General features: G+C 52.9%; 19 protein-coding genes. 11 read left to right on the top strand and 8 right to left on the bottom strand.

What is annotated here, in order from left to right:
• Positions 1–11 precede the first annotated feature (11 nt).
• The 4 genes from KTH_RS25660 to KTH_RS25645 all read left to right on the top strand — a co-directional run bounded on the left by KTH_RS25660 (position 12) and on the right by KTH_RS25645 (position 4,587).
• Positions 12–479, top strand: coding sequence for a hypothetical protein (locus KTH_RS25660; protein ID WP_111326569.1), 468 nt, complete (start codon positions 12–14; stop codon positions 477–479).
• A 12-nt stretch (positions 480–491) separates the two neighbouring features.
• Positions 492–2,255, top strand: coding sequence for a DNA polymerase/3'-5' exonuclease PolX (gene polX, locus KTH_RS25655; protein WP_497621704.1), 1,764 nt, complete (start codon positions 492–494; stop codon positions 2,253–2,255).
• Between the two features lie 260 nt (positions 2,256–2,515).
• Positions 2,516–3,157, top strand: a complete 642-nt coding sequence (locus tag KTH_RS25650) for a 50S ribosomal protein L25 (protein ID WP_497621702.1) — start codon at positions 2,516–2,518, stop codon at positions 3,155–3,157.
• 95 nt (positions 3,158–3,252) lie between these two features.
• Positions 3,253–4,587: a glycosyltransferase gene (locus KTH_RS25645; RefSeq protein ID WP_497621700.1), complete on the top strand. Its 1,335-nt coding sequence runs from the start codon at positions 3,253–3,255 to the stop codon at positions 4,585–4,587.
• 3 nt (positions 4,588–4,590) lie between these two features.
• Here the strand turns inward: KTH_RS25645 and KTH_RS25640 are convergent, their stop codons facing one another.
• Positions 4,591–4,797 carry a hypothetical protein gene (locus KTH_RS25640; protein ID WP_111326577.1) on the bottom strand — a complete coding sequence of 69 codons (207 nt, stop codon included), beginning with the start codon at positions 4,795–4,797 and terminating at the stop codon, positions 4,591–4,593.
• Positions 4,798–5,304: 507 nt separating this feature from the next.
• On the opposite strand from KTH_RS25640, the gene rplU reads away from it, so the two are divergent.
• The 3 genes from rplU to trpS all read left to right on the top strand — a co-directional run bounded on the left by rplU (position 5,305) and on the right by trpS (position 7,303).
• On the top strand, positions 5,305–5,811 hold the full coding sequence (gene rplU / locus KTH_RS25635; RefSeq protein ID WP_111324841.1) for a 50S ribosomal protein L21: 507 nt from the start codon (positions 5,305–5,307) through the stop codon (positions 5,809–5,811).
• 2 nt (positions 5,812–5,813) lie between these two features.
• Entirely contained in the window at positions 5,814–6,134 is a 321-nt protein-coding gene (gene rpmA / locus KTH_RS25630; RefSeq protein WP_497621697.1) for a 50S ribosomal protein L27, read from the top strand.
• Positions 6,135–6,241: 107 nt separating this feature from the next.
• Positions 6,242–7,303: a tryptophan--tRNA ligase gene (trpS, locus tag KTH_RS25625; RefSeq protein WP_497621695.1), complete on the top strand. Its 1,062-nt coding sequence runs from the start codon at positions 6,242–6,244 to the stop codon at positions 7,301–7,303.
• Between the two features lie 37 nt (positions 7,304–7,340).
• On the opposite strand, the gene KTH_RS25620 is transcribed toward trpS, so the two are convergent.
• On the bottom strand, positions 7,341–7,691 hold the full coding sequence (locus KTH_RS25620) for a hypothetical protein (RefSeq protein WP_497621693.1): 351 nt from the start codon (positions 7,689–7,691) through the stop codon (positions 7,341–7,343).
• A gap of 364 nt (positions 7,692–8,055) precedes the next feature.
• Between KTH_RS25620 and KTH_RS25615 the strand changes: the two genes are divergently transcribed.
• On the top strand, positions 8,056–8,772 hold the full coding sequence (locus KTH_RS25615; RefSeq protein WP_497621691.1) for a sensor domain-containing protein: 717 nt from the start codon (positions 8,056–8,058) through the stop codon (positions 8,770–8,772).
• Between the two features lie 743 nt (positions 8,773–9,515).
• Positions 9,516–11,072 (top strand): bifunctional phosphoribosylaminoimidazolecarboxamide formyltransferase/IMP cyclohydrolase, encoded by a 1,557-nt coding sequence (purH, locus tag KTH_RS25610; RefSeq protein WP_497621689.1) that lies wholly within the window; start codon positions 9,516–9,518, stop codon positions 11,070–11,072.
• A gap of 54 nt (positions 11,073–11,126) precedes the next feature.
• Here purH and KTH_RS25605 read toward each other — a convergent pair whose 3' ends face one another.
• Positions 11,127–11,531, bottom strand: a complete 405-nt coding sequence (locus KTH_RS25605) for a hypothetical protein (RefSeq protein WP_111324848.1) — start codon at positions 11,529–11,531, stop codon at positions 11,127–11,129.
• Between the two features lie 181 nt (positions 11,532–11,712).
• The gene (locus tag KTH_RS25600) at positions 11,713–12,648 is read right to left on the bottom strand and encodes a pseudouridine-5'-phosphate glycosidase (protein ID WP_497621687.1); all 936 of its coding nucleotides are present in this window, start codon (positions 12,646–12,648) and stop codon (positions 11,713–11,715) included.
• A 528-nt stretch (positions 12,649–13,176) separates the two neighbouring features.
• Here KTH_RS25600 and KTH_RS25595 point away from each other — a divergent pair.
• Positions 13,177–14,148 (top strand): alpha/beta fold hydrolase, encoded by a 972-nt coding sequence (locus KTH_RS25595; RefSeq protein ID WP_497621685.1) that lies wholly within the window; start codon positions 13,177–13,179, stop codon positions 14,146–14,148.
• A 53-nt stretch (positions 14,149–14,201) separates the two neighbouring features.
• Here the strand turns inward: KTH_RS25595 and KTH_RS25590 are convergent, their stop codons facing one another.
• Both KTH_RS25590 and KTH_RS25585 read right to left on the bottom strand, forming a co-directional pair.
• A complete protein-coding gene (locus KTH_RS25590) occupies positions 14,202–15,845 on the bottom strand; it encodes a protein kinase domain-containing protein (RefSeq protein ID WP_497621684.1) in 1,644 nt (547 codons plus the stop codon).
• Positions 15,846–15,951: 106 nt separating this feature from the next.
• Complete coding sequence (locus KTH_RS25585; RefSeq protein ID WP_497621683.1) at positions 15,952–17,643, bottom strand: serine/threonine protein kinase; 1,692 nt, start codon at positions 17,641–17,643, stop codon at positions 15,952–15,954.
• 1,006 nt (positions 17,644–18,649) lie between these two features.
• On the opposite strand from KTH_RS25585, the gene KTH_RS25580 reads away from it, so the two are divergent.
• On the top strand, positions 18,650–19,051 hold the full coding sequence (locus tag KTH_RS25580) for a response regulator (protein WP_111324853.1): 402 nt from the start codon (positions 18,650–18,652) through the stop codon (positions 19,049–19,051).
• Positions 19,052–19,083: 32 nt separating this feature from the next.
• Here the strand turns inward: KTH_RS25580 and KTH_RS25575 are convergent, their stop codons facing one another.
• Positions 19,084–20,229, bottom strand: coding sequence for an acyl-CoA dehydrogenase family protein (locus tag KTH_RS25575; RefSeq protein WP_111324854.1), 1,146 nt, complete (start codon positions 20,227–20,229; stop codon positions 19,084–19,086).
• Between the two features lie 97 nt (positions 20,230–20,326).
• Positions 20,327–22,381 carry a protein kinase domain-containing protein gene (locus KTH_RS25570; protein ID WP_497621681.1) on the bottom strand — a complete coding sequence of 685 codons (2,055 nt, stop codon included), beginning with the start codon at positions 22,379–22,381 and terminating at the stop codon, positions 20,327–20,329.
• Between the last annotated feature and the right edge of the window lie 37 nt (positions 22,382–22,418).

The following is a 22,418-nucleotide window of genomic DNA, read 5'->3' as shown; positions in this document are numbered from 1 at the left end:
GAATAGAAAGAATGCGCAACGAATTACTGAACTGGTTCGCACGGGAAAAGCTCCTATTGACCGATGTCCTGACCTCCGGCGACGATCCCGAACACGACGAGATCAAAATCACGGTCAAGCCGCCGCTGGTCGCTCTGAGTCGGGCAGATAGCGACTTTCGTGAATGCCCGGATCCGGTCGACTTCGGCTATCCGCCCGATTGTCTGGACTATATGACGCTGGACGATATGCACGCATTCGTTCTGTCCTGGTATGAGAAAGCAGTTGAAGCTGGATTGGTGAAATGCTTTGTCTGCAATAAGATACTGGATATGGGAGACGAGAAACCGTGGGATGCCGTTTTTGTCTCCAATCCTATGTATTGCTGGCTCCTCGTCCACTTCGATTGTAAGCGCTATCTCAATCGTGACCTGCGCGGGCGTCATCCTTTTGAGGTCTCTTCCGCACGGCCAGAATACTTTGACTTCTTTTTAGATTGAAAGAAGGTTGTTATGGACAAAGCACAGATCGCCAGGATGCTTGAGGAAATCGGTGTCCTGTTATCTTTAAAAGAAGACAGCAATGTCTATGAGCAGCGGGCCTATGAAAACGCGACCCGGGCGCTCAATGGGCTGGACGGCGATATTGAGCAGCTTGTGAAGGATAAGAAGCTCAAGGGCACTCCCGGCCTGGGACCAACGATCATCAAGCGTATTGAGGAAGCGATCAATACAGGCACCATTTCGTTTCTTGACGAGCTGCGCGCACAAACCCCCGCCATCAAGCTTCAGATGCTCCGCTTGCCCGGCATTGGCCCGAAAAAGATCAACGCGATCTACGACCATCTGAAGGTTACCAGTATGGCCGAGCTGGAACAGGCCTGCAAGGAGAACAAAGTTGCTCACCTGCCGGGCTTTGGCAAAAAGACACAGGATAAGATCCTTGAGGGCATCGACTTCCTCAGTAAACATACTGAGCGCCACCGCATCAATGTCGCAGAACACGAGGCCGAACAGATCCGCGCCGCGCTGGCCACGCTTTCTGAAGTCGTCCGGTTAGAAGTTGCAGGCAGCCTGCGTCGCCGCCGCGAGACCGTGAAGGATATCGATATTGTGCTGAGCGTTGCCGATAACGCCGACGACGCAATACGCATGAAGATCATGGATTTCTTCACCTCGCAGCCCTCGGTCGCAACCATTACAGGCAAGGGCACGACCAAGTCCAGCGTTGTCTTACACAGCGGTATCGCGGTTGACCTGCGCGTCGTTACTGACAGCCACTTCCCATATACGCTGCACCATTTCACCGGCTCACGCGAACATCACATTCCGCTGCGCCGCCGTGCGCAGAACATGCAGATGACGATCAACGATTACGGCCTGTTCAAGATCGTGGAAGGAAAAGAGGAGCTGGTCCCCTGCCAGACTGAAGCTGACATGTACGCGGCACTTGATATGCAGTATGTTCCGCCTGAGCTCCGTGAGGACATGGGAGAGATTGAGGCCGCGACCCGGTACGCGCTCCCCGACCTCATCACTGAACATGATCTACAGGGCATCATTCACGCCCATACCACCTATAGCGATGGCAAGAATACGCTTAAGGAGATGGCTGAAGCCTGTATTGAGCGCGGCTATTCCTATATCGGGATTACTGATCATAGCAAAGTTGCGGCCTATGCAGGCGGCCTGACCATCCAGGAATTGGAAGAGCAATGGGCCGAGATCGACCGCCTGAACGCCGAATATGCCGGGCGTTTTCGTATCCTGAAAGGCACCGAGTGCGATATCCTGCGCGATGGGTCACTTGACTATGATGATGAGATTCTGGCCCGCTTCGACTTCGTTATCGCCTCCATCCATAGCAACTTTCAATTATCCGAGACCGAGCAAACACAGCGCATGATCCGCGCCATTGAGAACCCCTATGTCAACATTATCGGACACCCGACCGGGCGCATTCTCCTCGAACGTGCGGGCTATGCAATCAATCTGGAAGCGGTCATCGACGCAGCCGCCGAGCACGGGGTCTGCATCGAGATTAACGCCAACCCGGCCAGGCTCGACCTCGACTGGCGCTATGTGCATCGTGCTCGCGACAAGGGTGTCAAGATTCCAATTGGCCCCGATGCCCACACTCTTGCAGGGTTAGATGATATGCGCTATGGTATAGGTATTGCACGCAAAGGATGGTTACGCGCAAGCGATGTACCAAATACAATGGATGCAGAAACACTTTTACACTTCTTTCAAGAGAGAAGGAATAAAAAGAAGTAATCACGATTCAATTTGGTTCGCCAACCCGGAGAGTCACTTTCAGGAAGGCATACCCTTTCCTGAAAGGCCTTGACTGGACACAGTATCTCAGCCTGAGAAGCGGTCTGGGTGACCTTCGCATTCGAGGCGCGGTGTATCGAAATAGCTCCGCCTCTCGTATATCAAACAAAGGCTGCTTATCAGGCCTGACTACAAGGACCTTCAGCAGTCGGTGAGCAGGGAAGCCTTGAAAGTGAGCAACTCGAAAGGAGATATGGTCTATGGCGAAACAGGTAGAACTGCAAGTTGTGCCGCGTGAGGTACAGGGGAAAGCAACTAAGCGATTACGCGCAAAGGGGATTATCCCTGCAAACCTCTGTGGCCACAAGCAGATATCCAGACCGATCCAATTCGATGAAGTACAGTTTGAGCGCCTGCGCAAAAAGCACGGGACCAAGAGTATTTACGCCCTGCGCCTCCCTGATGGGAAAGTGCAGACCGCATTGATTAAGGAAGTACAATACGATCCCGTGTCCAGTCACCTCCTCCATGTGGAGTTCTCGCGTGTTGACATGGAAGAGATGATCTCAGTGAAGATCCCGCTGCACTTTGTTGGTGAATCTCCAGCGGTGAAGAATCTCAAGGCGGTGCCTCTCCATCTTGTCGACGAGCTCAGCGTCAAATGTCGCGCCACTGATATTGTGCCTGCGATTGACGTCGATATCAGCGTCCTGGAGAACATTGACGACGTCATTTACGCGAAAGATATCAAGCTTCCCCAGGGCATTGAGCTGGAGATTGACCCGGAGGAGCCCATTGCGAAAGCCGCTGCACCTAAGGTTGAGCTGCCTGAGGTCGAGCCTGAGAGCACAGAAGCCGCGTCACCAACTCCTGTTTCTGAAGAGACCGGTGAGGCTTCGTAAGCTTATGCTCCCGCAACACCAGAAGCGATTTTCTGGTGTTGCCGCCTGAGAAGGCCGAAGGAATCGGGGAGAGGACAGAAGGAGCAATCAAGGCCATGCGTATTATGCTTGTTACAGATCAATATCCCCCGATGGTCGGAGGTGTTCCGACCGTCGTACATGGTCTTGCGGTAGATTTTGCCAACCGTGGTCACCAGGTCTGGGTTGTTGCTCCCAGCTCTGGCGCTCGCGACGTGCGCCGCATTGAGCAGAAAGTGCGGGTCTATCGCTTTGCCTCCTTCGACTGGCCCACGTACGAGGGGCTGCGCATTCCTTTCCTCCCGATTCTCCCGGTACGCAAACTACTGAAGAAAAGCGATCCGGATATTATCCATATTCATTCCCCGGTTGTGATGGGCAATATTGCCCAGATTCTGGCGGGTGGCTTGCGCAAGCCGGTTATTGCCACAAATCACTATCTCCCGATCAATATGAGCCGTTCGCTGAGTGGTGATACATTGATCGGTAAACACTTCAGCAATATCTCATACTCTTATCTGGTCTCCTTCTGTAACCGCTGTGAGTATGTGACAGCGCCAACCCAGACGGCTCTGAATCTGCTCTATGAGCATGGATTGCGCGCGCCGGCCCGAGCCATCTCCAATGGCATCGATCTCAAGCGGTTCACGCCCGGTCCCGCCGACCCTGCTATATTGCAACGCTTCAATCTACCGGTAGATCAGCCCCTGATTCTGCATGTCAACCGCCTGAGTGAAGAGAAGCGCATTGATGTGCTGATTCGCGCGGTTGCCAGAATGCAAGAGCGGGCACATGTTGCTCTGGTCAGCACTGGCCCGGCAGAGGCAGATCTTCGCGCCCTGGTCGCCAGCCTGAACCTGAACGACCGCATCAGCTTCCTGGGCTTTGTCCCTGATAATGAACTACTGACGCTCCGACGCACCGCAACCCTCTTCACCATTCCATCAGAGGCCGACTTGCAAAGTCTGGCAACAATGGAAGCAATGGCCTGTGGGCTCCCGGTAGTTGCGGCACGCTCCTACGCCCTGCCAGAGCTGGTTCACCATGAAGAAAATGGCTACCTGTTTGAGCCGGGCAATAGCGAAGAGATGGCCGCCCAGATGGATCGCATCCTCAGGGATGAGCCGCTACGACAACGCATGGGACAAAATAGCTTGAAGATTATCGCCCGACACGACCGCCAGGCTATTCTTGAGGAATGGGAACATCTCTATCGACGACTGGCAATCGAGTTTCAAGAGGCCAAAGAACGCAAACAACAACTTCGGGTAATGCGGAAATATCGCGCACGCTACGCATCCGATGTTCCGCTTTCACGCATGCGCCGTACCGGGGATCTCTCGCTTGAGCAGCCGCCCGGAAATCTCCTTTCCTGGTTAGGGACAGAAGAGAAGCAACAAGAGGACCTCTAGCTCTTACCAACGACGACGCAACAGGCGTGCAATAGCACGTTCTATATCCCAACGTATTTGTGTGGCGTGATACTTTATCCAGGCGAGCAGCAGCGCCCAGAGGGAAGGCGGAGGCTCGGGCAAACGTCGTCGCCTCTTTTCATCACTGTAGACGTACACAGGAGCCAGCGTGCGAGACGAATGCGGAGCAAAGAGCTGGCGTAGACGCATATTGTACTTCCTTTTGACTTCTGTATATGGCTCTCTTTCTCGCTCATAGTATATCACTTTTCGTGCTCGGCGAACGCCTTTTCCTGAGGCCCGAACCGGACAGGAAAGTGCCGAACATGCAAGATCATGCTTGACACTTATGTAACACTCACTTGACACTCAGCCGAATCGTTTGTTATCATAGCCTTGCATTTTTATGCCCACAAACAGGACTGTGTAGAATTATCGAGAAGGTAGTTTTACAACATCCAGCAAGAGTGATCTCCCCTGAGAGCTGGCGTAGTTTGATCTGCATGCTCAGCTTTGTGCAATAGAAGGCACCTCTGTGAAAAACAGCGTCTGTACTGTGAGTGTCTGTACTCTGTCTTAGAAAGAGGAACTGTGAGGAAGGCCGCCACCCACGCCCTCCCACGTATCCGAATAAAGCACGCATCGGGGGACAGTCTCTTGAAAGGAGACGCTAACCGGCATCAGCGCGGGAAGCGTAAAAGGAGAAATAAGAAAAACATGTTTGCAGTAATCAAAAGTGGTGGAAGACAGTTTAAAGTAGCTGTCGGTGAAAAACTGGAAGTGAACCGCCTTCCTTACGAGAGCGGAAAGCAGATTGAGCTTGGCGAAGTGCTGCTCATTTCGGACGCAGACAACACCATGATCGGTGCCCCCCTGGTTGAGGGTGCAAAGGTGCTGGCAACCGTCACAGAGCATAAGCGCGGCAAGAAGGTTATTATCTTCAAGTACAAGTCAAAGAAGCGCTATCGCCATCGCCGCGGTTTCCGTCAGGATCTGACCGTCCTGTCCATTGATGATATTATCGCCAATGGCAAGAGCCTGGTTTCTGGTAGCGAGGCTGCTGCACCGCAAACCGAAGAGCCAGTTGCAGAGGTCAGGACTGAAGAGGCTCCCGTGGCCACCGAAGAGAAGAACGTTGAAGAGACCCCTGATACCGGCGCTGCGAAGAAGCCACGTCGCCGCCGCAGTGCGAAGAAGGTAGAAGAAAGCAGCACGGAGGAATAGAAATGGCTCACAAAAAAGGTATGGGTAGCTCCCGCAACGGTCGGGACAGTAATCCTAAGATGCTTGGTGTCAAGCGCTATGATGGTCAGCTCGTTTCCGCTGGAAGCATCATTGTGCGTCAGCGCGGCACCAAAATCCACCCGGGCAAGAATGTTGGTCTCGGTCGCGATCACACGCTGTTCGCGTTGATTGATGGATACGTGAAGTTCGGCCATGAGTCACGCGATCGCCGTGAAGTCAGCGTGGTCACCGAGTTCCCCAACCGGCCTTCAATCGCGGAGCTGCTGGGCGAGGAAGAAGTGACAGCAGCAGCTGGCAACTAAAAAACAGTTTCACAAGGGGATGGTTCCCGTTCAGGGGCCATCCATCCCTCTTTTGTTTTTGAGCCGCATCTTTCCCCGATAGCACAAATGGGAGAAGAGAGAGCAACATGGAAAAGAAACGGATGCTCACGGGCGATCGGCCCACAGGGAAACTGCACCTCGGGCACTATATCGGTACACTCAAAAATCGGGTCCGACTCCAGCATGAGTATGAAAGCTTCTTTATCATCGCCGATCTGCACATGCTCACCACAAAGCATGAACCGGAACATATTCGAGAAGTAGACGCCAATGCTCGTCAGTTAGTCCTTGACTCCATTGCAGCAGGTATCGAGCCGGAACATGTTACGTTCTATCTGCAATCTGGCATCCACGAGATCCATGAAATGGAAACCATGTTGCAAAATCTGGTCACGGTATCGCGGCTGGAGCGTATCCCGAGCCTGAAAGAGATGGCCCGCGCCGCTCATATCGAGATGCCCTATGGCCTGCTTGGCTACCCCGTATTGCAGGCAGCCGATATTCTCTGTGTGCGCTCGCACATTGTGCCGGTAGGCAAGGACAACGCGGCCCATGTCGAGGTGACACGTGAGCTGGCTCGACGCTTCAACAACCTCTATGGAGAAATCTTTCCGGTTCCTGAAGTGCTGCTTGGAGAGGTGCCGACGCTGGTTGGTATCGATGGGCAGGCAAAGATGAGTAAGAGCCTGAACAATGCCATCTTCCTGAGTGACACCCCGAAAGAGGTCGAAAAGAAGGTCATGCGCATGTACACCGACCCCAATCGCGTACATGCCAATGTTCCTGGCACCGTTGAGGGCAACCCGGTTTTCATCTATCACGATGCCTTCAACCCCAACAAAGCCGAGGTTGAGGACCTGAAAGAGCGCTATCGCGCAGGCACTGTCGGCGATGTTGAGGTAAAACAAAAGCTGGCCGTGGCGCTCAATGCCATGCTCGACCCCATGCGCGAACGTCGTGCCGCCTATGATGCCCCGGGACGCATCGAGGAGCTGATCTATCGTGGCACGCAGCAGGTTCGTGAGGAAACCAGGCAGACACTTTATGAGATGCAGAAGGTAATGGGCTGGACGGGCGTTTGGAACCGCATCCGTCGCAAAGCAGAAAAATACACAGCGACGCAGGAGAAACCCAGGAGAGCCGAGTAAGACAGGCAAAGAGGGGCCTCTTTTGCCCCTCTCCAGCTTATCCCCCCGCCAGATTCGCAAACGTGTAGCAGATTAACAGGATCTCAAGCACTAGCAGCCCCAGACCGAAAAAGAGGCTGATTACCGCCAGACGACGGCCTTTCTGCCAGAGCGGCGGAGGCGTCTGCCAGACCCCCACCAACCCCATCATCACCGCCAGAAAAGGAACAGCAAAAACCAGCAGCGGTAACGAAGATGTACTGAACAGGGTTGCCAGTGGCCCGAGGTTACAGGCGATCGAGAGCATGACAAAGGTATAAAGCAGGGAGAGAAACAGGCTCAAGAAGACGGTCCAGTGTGGCCGTACTGCTATCGGTTGAGAGATCTCCTGTTGATTTTGTTCTTCCATATACTCTCTCTATTTCTTCTGATAATGACAATACCGCTTATCTCCTTCTCAAAAAACCCATCGATTCCAGTATAGGCGATTATGAGAAGAGGGAAAAGTGGCAAATATTGATCTGAAATGGCATGGGGACAGGGAAGAGGTAGAAAAGAGCACACTTCATCTTCTCACACTCTATTCATCTTTTTCTATACGTCATTCTCATTCAAGCGCTACTTCAGCTTCTCTGTTCAGCGTTTACCGCTACGAATTTACCGCCCCGGCTTCATCGCTACAGATTCGTAACAAATCTGGCATATTCTTGCGAAATCTCTACGATATCCTTTCACTCAGAACAACCTGAAAGAAAGTGAATGGGAAAAGACACATGCAGAATCATACACCTGTTTTCAACCGATTTCTTTTTCTCTTTATATCATTTCCGCTTGGTCTGATCTTTTTTGTATTGACCGTCGTCGGGCTGTCGTTAAGTACTTCATTGTTGATCATCTGGATTGGTTTACCGCTGCTGCTCCTGACCCTCTTCCTGATCCGAGGAATGGCAGCGCTTGAGCGTTCCATGCTCGCCTCGCTAACCGGAGTTGTCATCTGGACGAAATCGCCTCCAATGAGAAGTGGCGGGAAAACGCGATTCATGGCAATCCTGCGCGATCCTGACACCTGGAAAAGTGCACTCTACATGCTGCTGAAGCTTCCTTTGGGCATAGTATCCTTCACTATCTGCCTCACACTGCCGATCATCGCAACGAGCCTGACAGTGATGCCACTCGTTTATATTGTCCTCACGTCCATTGTGGGGAACACAGACGCCCATATAGCGCAGATCTTCTTCAGTGATAGCTACACCTTTATTCCGATTACAGGCGTCTTCAATCTGATTGATTTTGCCAAATGTCTGGCCTGCGCTGCCCTCGGTGTGCTTGCCTGGATAGGCACAGCAAAAGTAATTCATGGAATGACAGCGCTATGGGAGGGCGTCGCCAGAGCGCTCCTCGGATCAGAAGAGACAATGAAAGAGCCAACCCCGGCCGAGCCATATGATCTTCACTATACAGGCTTGCAGGCTCAGGAAATGCGTGGCTGATTCTCACCTGAAAAAGGCAATAAAAGACCGGCGTAAGAGGAGTAGGGTTCCTGACGCCGGTCTTCACACAACAACAAACAAACAACAGGAGCAATAAGGAGGCATTGCGAACACGCTTCGGGGTCCGCTCACCCGAAGGAGTCGTCTCGCCAACAAAAAAGGTTTTCATCTTTTCATGAGCAAAAAACCTGGACATCTGCATGTCCGTTCTCAGAGAGAAGCTTCTAAACCCGCAAGTGATTTTTCTCTGAATAACTATGTTTGTGATATTAACACGAATGGGATAGATTTTCATATAATCACACATCTTTCTAGTAGGAAAGTACCGAGAAATACGCTCCTGGCACTCAGAATCCTTACATCAAAATAGGCCCATCGGGCCTGAATCAACCGTGAGAAACCTGGAAGGACCCTCTGTTCAGATCAGAACGTCCCTGCCTTGTGAGACCCGCATTCCCCTCTTTCATGTTGCCTTCCCGAACACATCATCAGATAAAGTATGAGAGGTAAGACCGGCCTTTCCCGCATCCTGTTCCATGCGACTCCATGTCATGGTGAGATATACTGATAGAAGAAGTCAGTGCGAACGTTTAGCCCGACCTGAGCACGCGCAGGCATTTGATTGTCCGATGTATTGAGGTTTTCTTTATCAGTGCTGAATGGGAGTACCGGGAAGCAGCAACCGGCCTTGCCCCGGTTGGATATGGCGTCAGCGCCTTTGTTGTGGTGAGAAAGGATGACTCATGAGAGCACTCATCAGTGTGGCGGACCGCACAGGCCTTGTGGAGCTAGTCCAGGAACTGGAAAGCCTGGGAGTCAGCATATTTGCAACTGATAACACCTGCAAAGCTCTGAAAGCAAAGGGGGTAACCGTCAGTTCTGCCAGTGAGCTGTTACCGCCCGCGATGCATCTGGATGAAAGAACCATCTATCCTCTCCTGACCGCCTGTATTGCGGGGAAACAAATAACCGGACGGCATCCGAAACAGAACGGGAAATGGCAGCCTGTAGAGATCGTAGTGGCAAATCTCGCCCCCTATCGCGAAAAAATCGCACGCCCGGAATTGACTCTTAATGAGGCTCTTGAGCACATTGACCTGGAGAGAGCCGCCTTCCTCCGAACAGCCGCAAAGCACTTTCTTCAGGTGCTGGTTCTCTGTCGTCCCCGCGATTATATGGAGGTTGTTCAGGAGTGGAAGGAACAGGGAGAAGTCAGTATTGAAACACGCAAAAAACTGGCAGCGATCGCGTTTCAGCAATCTGCCCTCTATGACACAACGGTTGCCGAATATCTATGGACTCCGGGAGAAGGGTTCCCTGAAGAATTGACCCTCCCGTTCGAGCGCGTCATGAATCTGCGCTATGGCGAAAACCCCCATCAGCAGGCGGCTTTCTATCGTTGGGCAGGCGTTTCCTGCTCCCGGCTGAAGCTTCCGACTCTCGCCGATGCAGAGCAGATTCAGGGCCCAGAGCTTTCCTATAACAACCTGCTCGACCTGGATACAGCGCTGAGCATCGTACAAAACTTCACCGCGCCCACAGCGACCATCATTAAACATACCAGTCCCTGTGGGCTCGCCTGTGGCGATACCCTTGTTGATGCCTATAAAAAAGCTCATGCAGGCGATCCACTCTCCTCAACAGCCGGCATTATTGGCTGTAATCGCCTTGTCGATGAGGAAACCGCTCAGGAAATCAGCCAGCTTTTCTACGAAGCCATTATCGCACCCGGGTACAGCAGGGAAGCGCTCGCCATTTTACGCCAGCAAAAAGAGCTCCGGCTGCTGACAACCAACACACCTATTGAGCCTGGCAACGCCAGCACGCAATGGTTGCATACAGGACGGCCCGAGATCCGCTCAGTAAATGGCGGTATCCTCATCCAGACACCGGATGCTGTTGGGGATAAAGAAACAGAATACAGGGTGGTAACCGAACGCGAGCCCAATCTGGACGAGGTCACAGACTTAATGTTTGCCTGGAAAGCGGTACGCTTCGTGAAATCAAACGCCATTGTGCTTGCACGCAAGCTGGCAGTCATCGGGGTTGGAGGTGGTCAGACCAATCGCGCAGCTAGCGTTCAGCTCGCGATCGATCGGGCGGGAACAAGGGCAAGGGGCTCGGTTCTGGCTTCTGATGCCTACTTCCCCTATCCTGATGGGGTCGAGCTGGCGGCTCGGGCTGGAATCACGGCCATTGTGCAGCCCGGAGGTTCCTCACGTGATGAAGAGGCCATTCGCGTAGCTAATCAGTATGCGATCGCAATGGTGTTTACTGGACGTAGACATTTTCGCCATTAAAGCAAAAAAAAGAAGAGGGGTTTGCTCACAAAGCATCCCCCTTTCTTCTTGTTTTTATGCTTTGCCGTTGCTGGATTTCGGGGTGAAAATCTCATCAGAGAAGAAACGAACCCAGAGTACCACGACAGCAAGGCCGCCGATCAGGGCAAAGAAGCCCATCGCTCCACCCTCTTTCGACGCACGGAAGGGGAAGAAAAGAATCATCGAGAGCCAGATCATTGTCAGGGTGACGGTCCAGCTCAATTTTGTGGTCTCAGAGTTTGAGCGATACAGCAAATTGTAGAAAAAGATAACCAGCAGACCAATAAAGTTAAAGACAAGTCTGAGCGGCGTCAAGTTTGAGTTATCGCCCATCCAGTCAATAACCAGGTTGCCCGGTATAAATACAAACGTGCAGATCCAGGCCAGGGTTAAGATAATGCCCCAGATTATCTTACGAAGATCAATAGTTTGACCCACGGTATAAGGCTCCTTTCGAGGAGTATTTTGCCAGCTAAAAAGGCCGCCTGTTGCGCAAGCGTGTTAGATTGACGCAATCGTATTGTAGTCGTTATGCCAGAATAAATCAAGCGTTGTGCTCGCTGACGAGTAGGCTGCTTTGTTCGTGTGTACTTCCCCGTGGAAAATGGCGCGGTTCAAATCAGGAAGCATCCGCGATCTCATCGCCTTTTCCCTGTGACAGGTAATACGCACAGGCGAAACGAGCCGCCCATATAGCATTATGCTCCAGCAAGGCTTTATTGGCCTCGACACTCTCTCCTCCCGTCACCCGCGCCACATGATCGAGGATAAACGGGGTTATCGCAGCTCCTTTCACCGCTTGCTCTCTTGCCAGAACCAGCGCCTCTTCTATCGCGGCTTCCAGCGGTTCAGCCTCCATACTCCACTGCTCTGGAATCGGGCATGTCACCACCAGCCCCTGTAAGCCGCATTCCCATTGAGTGCGAGCGATGTCAGCAACCATCTCGATGCTTTCTGCCCGATGCGGCAACCGCCTCCCACTGCGGCGTACATAAAAAGCGGGCAGCTCATCGGTTTGCCAGCCGATCACAGGAACACCCTGTGTTTCCAGATATTCAAGGGTCAGATCAAGATCCAGAATTGACTTTGCCCCGGCACACACCACCAGCACAGGCGTGCGGCTGAGCTCCATTAGATCCGCCGAAATATCCAGCGAGGTCGTTGCACCACGGTGCACCCCGCCAATGCCACCAGTTGCGAAGAAACGTATCCCGGCCATACTGGCGCAAAGCATGGTACCGGCAACGGTGGTTGCTCCCAGACGCTTTGTCGCCAGCGTCACAGCCAGATCGCGGCGGCTGACCTTCTGCACTGGCTTCTCGGTTGCCAGACGAGAGATCTCTTCATCCGTCAGCCCAATCTTGATCTTGCCATCCAAAATGCCAATGGTAGCGGGAACAGCGCCCTCACGGCGAATTGCTTCCTGCATAGCGCTGGCCGCCTCAAGGTTGGCAGGATAGGGAAGGCCATGTGAAATAACGGTCGATTCCAGCGCAACAATCGGGCGCTGCTCATGAAGGGCGCTTTCAACCTCAGGGGAGAATGCCAGAGACATGAAGAATGCTCCTTTCGCGATATCTCTGCATCATACGCAGAAAGCTGGCTTGAACCCAGGAAACAGCTAACTTCCCTGTCAACAGGAGCCGTTTGGTGGTTCTAGAACAATCCATCAACAATCGGCCGGTAAGCATACCATGTATGGCAGCAGCTCTCAGGGCCATCATATCGAGTATATACAGGTCAAAGAGGAAGAGCAAGCATCCGATTTTTCGGAAAAGAGACAAAAACATCTGTATGTATCGCTGAATATTCTGTCCTAATTGTTTGCAGCGTACTTATTGAGCATGCTATATTACCCCGTGGAGAGAGAAAAACGGGAGCGAGCAGTCAGGCCGCACTATCTCCAGGCTGTATCCCCCGAAACGACCCTCCGCGTTGTATATAATAGGCACATTACCCGCCTCTCTACTGTATGGTGTATTCTAAAAGAGAACAAAACGCTTTATTTTAAAAAGAGCTTTGTATTCAGGGAAAAGAAAGGGTCTCACAGAAAAAGACCCTGTGCAATAAGGAGATGAACAGCATGGGTTTCGGAAAAAAATTGGTCTCAACCACTGCTTTTGTTGGTGGTGCACTTGGTGCGCTGGCCGTCTATAATAAACTGACAGAAACTGCCGCCGGTGAGCTGGATACAGTCCTGAGTGGAGAAGAGCGACGGTATCCCTGGAAATACGGCGATATGTATTACATTGTGAAAGGGCCACGCGAGGCGAAACCGCTCCTGCTGATCCACGGTTTTGGTCCCGGCGCTTCCTCCTTTGAATGGCGCAAGAATATCGACGTTCTGGCAGAAACGTTCCGCGTCTACACAGTTGATCTGCTTGGCTTTGGTCTCTCTGACCGTCCGGCGATCTCTTATGACGCTGAAACATATACCGACCTGATTAGTGATTTTGTACGCGAAGTGATTGGCAAGCCCACCGTTGTTGTTGCTCACGGGCAGAGCTGCGCCTATGTCGTGGCGGCAGCCTATCGGCGTTCCCAGAACTTCGAGCGCCTGATCCTGATTGAGCCAACACCAACGATGTTGCAGGAAAACTATCCAAACCCGATCGAGGCCGCCAAGCGGGCTCTCCTGCGCGCTCCAGTTGTTGGTCAATTCATCTACAATCTGCTAACTACCCGGCAGGCTATTCAGTCCTACTATGACCAGCAAGGCTATCATAACCCCGGTCTGATCACCGATGAACTGGTTGAATACGTGTATACCAGCGCCCATCAACCGAACGCACGCTATTCGATGGCATCGTACTTCAGCAACACACTGGCAATGGACGTGCATGAGCCGCTGGCCCGCTTGCAGGTTCCCACGCTTGCCGTCTGGGGCCGCGAAGGCGTTCTGACACCCTCAGAAGCCAGCACCACATTCAAGCGCCTGAATCCACGTATTGAGGTTCGTATTCTCGATAAGAGCAGCTACCACCTGCAAGAAGAGCAGGCCACAGCATTCAACAATCTGGTCAAAGAATACGCAGCCACTGCTGTCAATAGCTAAAGCAAGCAAAGAAGGCGCGTCTCAGAGTGCCAGGACGCGCCTTCTTTTTCTGCTTAGAGCGAGAACACCCGAAACTGCTTGAAAGTCGCCTTAACACTGCGTCCCCAGAGGCCTATTTTGCCCGGCTGCGCATATTGGGCGTCTTGAAAGCTGGCTATTTTCTGCCCATCGATCAAGAAGGTCAGAGTGCTGCCCCGAACCTCCAAGCGATAATGATGAAATGCAGTGTCATGTTGCCGCTTTACCGTAACCCCGTAATGGCTCTCTGACGTTGTGCTCCCCTGCACCAGCGCAAGAAAGGCTTCGTCCGCAATCTTCTGCGCCCCCACATAACCTGTATAGTCTCCCGGCTCTTTTCCCGGAGTTGCATGCACCAGCAGACCCGCATCGCAGATGGTCGGTGAGATTCCGAGAAGGTTCATATTAATAATCTGAATATCCACTTCTACGGCATAATCTGGTGTGGACGGCTGATAGGGCGCAAAAATCACATCCTCAATGGTATCTCCCAGTGCCAGAATCTGCCCTTTTTGAAGCTGCCAGCCCGATGGCGCCTTCCAATCCTGAAATGTCGTCGACTGATAGAGAAGTTGGCTTTTCGGTGGCGTTGGTGTCGGCACCGCGGATGTCGGCGGCAGCGGGGTCGGAGGCCGCGACGGCTGACGCAGCAAAAAGAACGAGCTCCCTCCCAGGAACAGAAGCACAAGCAAGAACACGCTCGCCAGGAGCAAGCGTTTTCGCTTTGAACGCGGTTGCTCTTTTGAGGGAGAGAGTGAGGGTAGTTCCAGCCGCTTTGAAGGCGGGACTGTCGGTGAAAGACTCGTGGATGAAGGATGTGTCGGTGAAAGCGTTTCCGCAAGCAACGGCACCGGCTCAGGTGGCTGTGCGGCTTGCGTGAGCGCACGGGCAAACGCTTCTACCGAGGAGAAGCGTTCATTCGGATCTTTTGCTAGTGCCTTCTCTACCACGGAGACCACATCGGGAGGTAGCTCAGGAACAGCCTCGGCCAGAGATGGTACCGGCTCAACCTGATGCTGATAGGCAAGCTCGATCAACGAACCCCGAAAGGGTGGAGCACCGCTCAGCCATTCATATACCATGACTGCAAGCGCATATTGATCGCTGGCAGAGCCCGGATAGCCACGAGCCTGTTCAGGAGCCATATAGAGCGCCGTTCCCAGAACACTCTGCATGCTTTCATGAGTTGAACTCTCAATAATTGTCGCGATCCCGAAATCACCTAACAGGATCTCGCCCTGCGCACCCAGTAGGATATTCTCCGGTTTGATGTCGCGGTGGATCAGCCGACGCTGATGAGCATAGTGGAGCGCCTCGGCGATTTGCTGCACAAAGGAAAGAACATCCTTCAAGGGGACTCGTGTTCCCGACGGGTATCGCTGACGCAGCGTACCTTGTGGCGCAAAGGTCGTTACCAGATAGGGAGTACCACGCTCAATACCATAATCCAGCAGTTGAATGATATGGGGATGTTGAAGCTGTGCCACAACTTCCGCCTCATGTCGAAAATGATCTTTGTACTCGGCCACCAGCCGCGCGTGCAACACTTTGACAGCAGCCTCCGTCTGCAAATATGCATGACGGGCATGATACACGCTGGCATAGTTCCCCTTTCCCAATAATGAAAGCAGATAATAGTTTCCGAAGCGTTGTTGCACATTCTGCCGTTGTTCTACCATAGCACTCCCTGACACATTCTTGGATGGTTCTCCATTGCCGGTGCAAAATGCAGGAAAGAGGACGCGTTAACCGGTGCCTGCTCCTCAGAGGGCCTGAGCGGACAAGCTAGAGGGCAAGCACCTTAAAACTTGTCACGGTGATAACCGCGTTGCGTGAGCGTAGACCAATTTGTCCCGGAGTTTGCGGCGCGTTCTGCTCCGTCACTTCAAGCATCTTCTTCCCATCCAGAAAGAACAGAATACGGGCCCCCTTCACTTCAACCCGGTATGTATGGAACACATCATGCTCCAGATCATAATCTTGTTCTTGAAGCATGCTTGTATTCAGGCGCCCCCCCTTCATCCCGGTAATATAGAGATTGGAAATATAGTCAAAACCGGCGGCCATGCCATCACCATTTTTCGCTTGAACCACAATGCCGAAATCAGTCAGTAGAAACCCGAGAATATCCTTTGGTCCCTGATACTTGATCTGTGCCTCAACAGCATAATCAGACGTAGTGGGCTTATAGGGAGCATACAGGACAAAGCTATTCTCAGATTCGCCAGAACTTTTCAGCGTGGCATCATCAATCGCCTGCCACTGTCCCTGAATATTCCATTGGGTTGCCTCTTTCTTCCAGTGCGCCTGATAGAGCACATCGCCCGGCTTTGGCTTCGCGGGCGTTGGCGACACCACAACCTTTGGCGGCGGAGACGACATCGCCCTGACCATCCAGAGCGCCCCCGCTCCCACAATGGCAACCAACAGGAGAGCCGCAACCAGCGCGTACAACACCCCTCTTTTCTTCCGAGGCGGATGCGGGCTCGTCTGCGGATAGGTGATATTACTGTGTGGCGTGTAGAGCGGCTGCCCGGTTGAAAACGACCTTTCCTGCGGGTGCGTCTCCTGTACCGCCGTTTCAACAGGAGGAGGGGGAGGAGGCGCCAAAGGCGTGATCTGCGGGCTTGAAGCCCGAGCCGTTGGCGTGCTGAGGCTTGTTCTCTCGCTTGCCTGCTGCAAAGCCTGAGCAAACGCTTCAATCGAAGGGAAACGGTGTTGTGGATCTTTTGCAAGCGCCCGATGCAACGCAGCAATAATTCCCTGTGAAAGCCCCTGATGCAGCGGGGGAAGAGGCGCGGTCAAATGCTGTGCATAGATCTCAGCCAGCGATCCCTGAAAAGGCGGGTGGCCGGTCAGCCATTCATAGGTCATAATCGCAAGCGCATACTGGTCGCTGGCGGGTCCGGGACGCCCCTGTATCTGCTCCGGGGCCATATATGGCGCGGTCCCGGTAACATCACTGGGTGCATGGCTCTGATGCGAAGTTTGCGCAATCATGGCGATGCCAAAATCACTGAGCAACAATTCAAAGTTCTTGCCCAGAAGAATATTGTCTGGCTTGACATCGCGATGGACCAGATGTTGATTATGGGCATATTGAAGAGCGCTCGCGATCTGGCGTACATTGTCAATAATGCTGGCAAGCGGCAAACGGGTTCCCTTTGGATAACGCTTTCGTAGAGAACCATACGGAGCATAGGTCATTACCAGATAAGGAATATCACGCTCAATTCCAAAGTCCAGAATGCGTACAATATTGGGATGTTCCAGGCGAGCGATCGTTTGAGCTTCCCGCCGAAAGCTCTCCATGTTCTCTCGTGCCAGGCGCATACGGAGGACCTTAATCGCTGCCTGTGTATTCAGATGGATGTGTTGTCCCAGATACACATCTGCAAATCCACCTTGCCCGAGCAATCGGAGCAGGCGATAATTTCCGAATTGCCGCCCTGAAAAATCCTCACTATGATCCGTCATAGATACCTTTCAATATATTTTGAGAAGAAGCATCGTTCTTTCCGGTACGTCTCTCGGTATGAGCGCCTTCTGCTGTTACTATACAAAATCACGCTCAGCAATACAAGAGATCGGTGAACCATGCAGCATGTAGCAAGAAGATTCGTCGTTCCCCATTCTCACCATTCTATTCTATCTCAAAGAACGCGAAAAGGAAGGAAAATTCAAACCTCATTTTTGAGCGGAAGAAGGTTACTCACAAAATGGCCAGAGAAAAACTGCCCCCCGGTTGTGCTACACATGCACAACCGGAAATGGTAAGATACGAAAAAGCAGTACAATGTTTGTAACATGGCACGCACAATTTGCTTTGTGAGATATAAGAAATGTTTCATGCCCATAGGAGGAAGCAAGCAAGGGATAAGTGAAGAACACTCAAAGTGCAATGAATCGAGTCGTGCAGATAAATAGAACTGTCATATATAGTGGTGGTATGCGAGGAGCACAGTGTGAAAATAGAGTATATTGCAGAGGTTGCGCAAGAGGCCTCTGATCTTCTAATGCAGATGCCCGGGTTTAGAACCAGTCTCCCGGCGCCTCCCCATCGAAGTCGCTTTGTCGACCCTCCCTGTTTGGAACGGATCAAGCAACAAAGGGGTACCTGGTCGACTGGTTCGGGCGACAGGGGATACGGATCAGAACTATTCCTCATTGTCAGATTTTGTATCCAGATGTCCACGCAACAATGTAATACATTTCCTCTTTTCCAGAACAGCAAGTAAAATCTCTCGCCTGTCAGTCAGGCTCGATCGGCATCCAGCAGGCCCGGGTACTGTCGCGGCTGAGTCAAGCGAAATGGAGAGAGCTACAGTTATGTGTTTTCATCCGGTTGAACAAACCATTCCCGGACCAGGGCACTGCATTGTATAGATCATGATTGAAGGGCATATGTGGGTAGAGAGTTGTAAGGGAGAGGGAGCCTCATTTTGGATCTGTCTTCCTCTCAAGAGCGCGGAGGAGTAAGAACATGCCACAGGGCAACGGAGAAAAGATCTATATTATCGATGATGATCGGGATATCGTTTTCGCAGTGCAGACCATGCTCCAGTTATCCGGTTATCAGATCGAGACCAGTCTGAACGGTGATATTCTGGAACGCCTGCTAGTGGAGCCCGCACGGTCAGCACCCGCCATTATTTTAGTAGATATGCTGTTATCGGGAAAAAATGGCTGTGATCTTATTATCGCCCTCCGGCAGTGCACTCATACGCGCCATATCCCTGTTATTATGCTCTCAGCATATCCATATGGAAAGCAACGGGCACTAAATGCCGGCGCAGATGCTTTTCTATCCAAGCCGTTCCAAATGCGGGAGCTTCTGGCCTGTATTAAGCGACTGCTATCATCGCAAGCCCGAGAGGCGACATAGAGGGAAGCGCCTGAAAGCGCTTCCCCGAACGCTTAGCGAAGCTCTCCGAGCAGTGCACGGGCAATCACAATTCGCTGAATCTGGTTAGTGCCCTCAAAGATCTGCGACACCTTGACATCACGCATATAACGCTCAACCGGATAATCCCGAACATAGCCGGCACCGCCAAGCACCTGCACGGCATTGGTCGTCACCTCCATTGCCATGTCTGTCGCAAAGCACTTTGCCATCGAGGCGTACAGGGCGGCGTCCTGCTGTGTGTCAAGCTTATATGCGGCTTCATAGACAAGCAGTCGGGCAGCCTCTATTTTCATTGCCATATCGGCCAGCAGGAATTGCAGACCCTGAAATGCAGCAATCGGCTTGCCAAATTGCTTGCGCTCCCGGGCATAGTTTCGGGCAGTTTCAAAGGCTGCCTGCGCCACGCCAACCGCAATCGCTCCGATATTGACACGTCCGCTTGCCAGAGAAGAGAGTGCGATCTTCAACCCCTGTCCCTCGGTACCAATGCGATTGCTTGCAGGGATCACACAGTTATCAAAGATCAGTTCACGCGTAGGCGAGGAATGCAGCCCCATTTTACGCTCTGTCTTGCCAAAGGTCAGGCCAGGCGTTCCCTTTTCCACCACAAAGCAAGAGATCCCGGCCGCGCCTGTTCCCGGCGTTGTTCGCGCCATCACCAGATACAGATCAGCCTCACCACCATTTGTCACCCACATCTTGGCCCCCTGCAACCGGTACGTTTCTCCCTCCGCCAGGGCCAGACATTGCAGGCTAGCAGCATCAGAACCGGCCTCCGCCTCACTGAGCGAAAACGCCCCTAAGAGTTCCCCTGCCGCCAGACGGGGCACCCAGCGTTGTCGCTGCTCCTCATTCCCAAAGCGAGCCAGCGAGCCAGTTACCATATTATGGACCGAGAGCCCGACCGCTGTTGCCATTTCGCCCTTGCCCAGTTCCTCATAGACCAGCGCCCCGCCCAACCGGGTAAGGGCGCTCCCGCCATACTCTTCCGGGGTCGTCATGCCCATCAAGCCCAATTCGGCCATCTTCGTAAAGACTTCACGAGGGAAATGGTGCGTCTCATCCCACTCCTCCGCAAAGGGAGCGAGCTCTTTTTCAGCGAAGCGCCGTACCATGTCGCGAATATCAGCTTGCTCTTCATTGAGATCAAAATTCACAGGTAGCTCCTCTTTTTCTACTCATGGAAATACAACGTTGTATCACTCTTCTAGAGGTAGCATATCACGCCGCAGGAGCGCAAGGATAGCATGCGCACTAGCGGGGTGCCTTCCAGATCTGCACCGAGCGATCCACCCCCGCTGAAGCGATCCGCGTCCCATCAGGCGACCACGCCACCGCATGGATATTGCCCTGATGACCGGGATAGGTAAAGGTACAATGATCTCCGCTTGGCTTCCAGAGCTGCACCAGGCGATCATTACCGCCGACCGCAAGCAGCGCGCCATCGGGCGACCACGCCACCGCATTTTTGGTACTTTGCGGAATGATCTCCAATCTGGTGCGCGTGCGGCTTGCCAGATGCCAGACAGAGACGCGGCGCTCATTGCTACCAGTCGCGGTAACAACCTGCTTGCCATCGGGTGACCAGGCAAGCGCCTGAATCGGCCCCGCATGCTCGAACGCCTGCTGTTGCGGTGAGGATGAGTGCCATAGTGATGAAATAAGCCCAAACCACGAGCGCGACTGTGTTTTCTGGCTCTCCGGTTGCCAGACATGAAGCTGCTGGTCTTTGCCCGCTGATGCGAGCCTCGTTCCGTCAGGCGACCACGCCACAGCCTCCACAGTATCGGTATGCCGCTGGTACTTGAAGAGCGTCTTTTGCTCCATTGGATCCCAGATATGCACCTGCTGATCCACTCCCGCTGAAGCGATTCGCGCTCCATCCGGTGACCATGCTACGGCATGCAACGAGCGATACGTGTGCCCTTTGTAGATATAGACCAGCTCGCCGCTGGCCGCTTCCCAGACATGCACCGTTCCCTCATCGTCTGCGGAGGCAACAAAGCGCCCATCAGGCGACCAGCAGAGCGCGAGCACGCGCGAAGTATGCTTCTGATAGGTTCGCGCCTGCTGTCCGGTCGCCGTATCCCAGAGAATGACTGATTTATCAAAGCTTGCCGAGGCCAGCAATTTATTATCCGGCGACCAGCTAAGCGAGGTTACGCGGCTGGAATGGCCAAAGCAGAGAAAGAGCGTGTTTGGCTGCTTTGTGAGGTGATACTGCGTGATCTTGCGCGAGTTGTGTATACCGGTTGCCTGTTTCCCGGGTGGCTCCTTGACGGGCAGCATACCTTTGAGCAGAGGCATCGTGCGTTCAGAAGTATACAGGGTTGCAATCTGTTGCAGCTTCTGCCTGACCAGCGCCACGCTTTCGGGACGCTGTGAAGCGCTGATGCTGACCATCGAGAACACCAGATCATCCAGTCCGGCGAGAGCCGTATGAGGTGGAAGTTCAATCGGGCCGAAATGAAACGGCGTCTCCGTTGGATCATCACCCGTCAGCAGTTGATGCATGGTCGCGCCCAGACTGTAAATGTCAGAGCGGACAGTTGTTTGCGAGCGCCCATATTGCTCGGGAGCCGCATAACCGGTCGAGCCAAGCGCCGTTGTATCCTTCGCTTTCCCGGGCTTAAAGTGACGCGCGATACCAAAATCAATCAAATAGAGGTGCCCGGCCGGGGTCAGCATCACGTTCGCAGGCTTCAAATCACGAAAAATAATCGGCGGCTGTCGGGTATGCAGATAATCCAGGACATCGCAGAGCTGTAGCGAGATTTCCAGCACCTTTTCAACCGGCAGGCGCTTCCCATGAATATGTTGTAGGCGCGCTTCCAGAGTCTCGCCATCGATGAAATCCATCACCAGATAGGAGCGTCCGGTATCGGTGAACTGGTCGTAGATGCGGGGCAGATTGGGATGATTCAGGTTCGCAAGCAGCAGCGATTCACGTTGAAATGCCTCAAACGCTGCCTGCACATCTTTCGCATTCAGGTTGCTCTGGCTCATCTCCTTGATGGCAACAACGCGATTGCCAAATTGGGCATCCATTGCCTTATAGACCGCACCGAAGCCGCCACTCCCCACTTTTGCCAGAATCGTATAGCGCTGTTTTAGCTCATGCTGCGGCTCTAACAAACCGGTCAGCGTGGTAGCAGCCGGATAGATAGCGGCATTCTGTGCTTGATCCAGAGCGGAAGGAGTGGAGGAAACATCGGTGTGGAGGGGATCCCCACACGCGCGACAAAATCTTGCTTGCGGCCTGTTCGCCGCCCCACAACGATCACAGAAAATATGTGAAGAGAAAGACATGCGACCCGTTTTGCCCTGTTTTTCAAAAAAGACATGT

The organism is Thermosporothrix sp. COM3, assembly GCF_059696735.1.
Note: the sequence above shows the minus strand (reverse complement) of the source record. Positions and strands in the feature narration are given on the sequence as shown.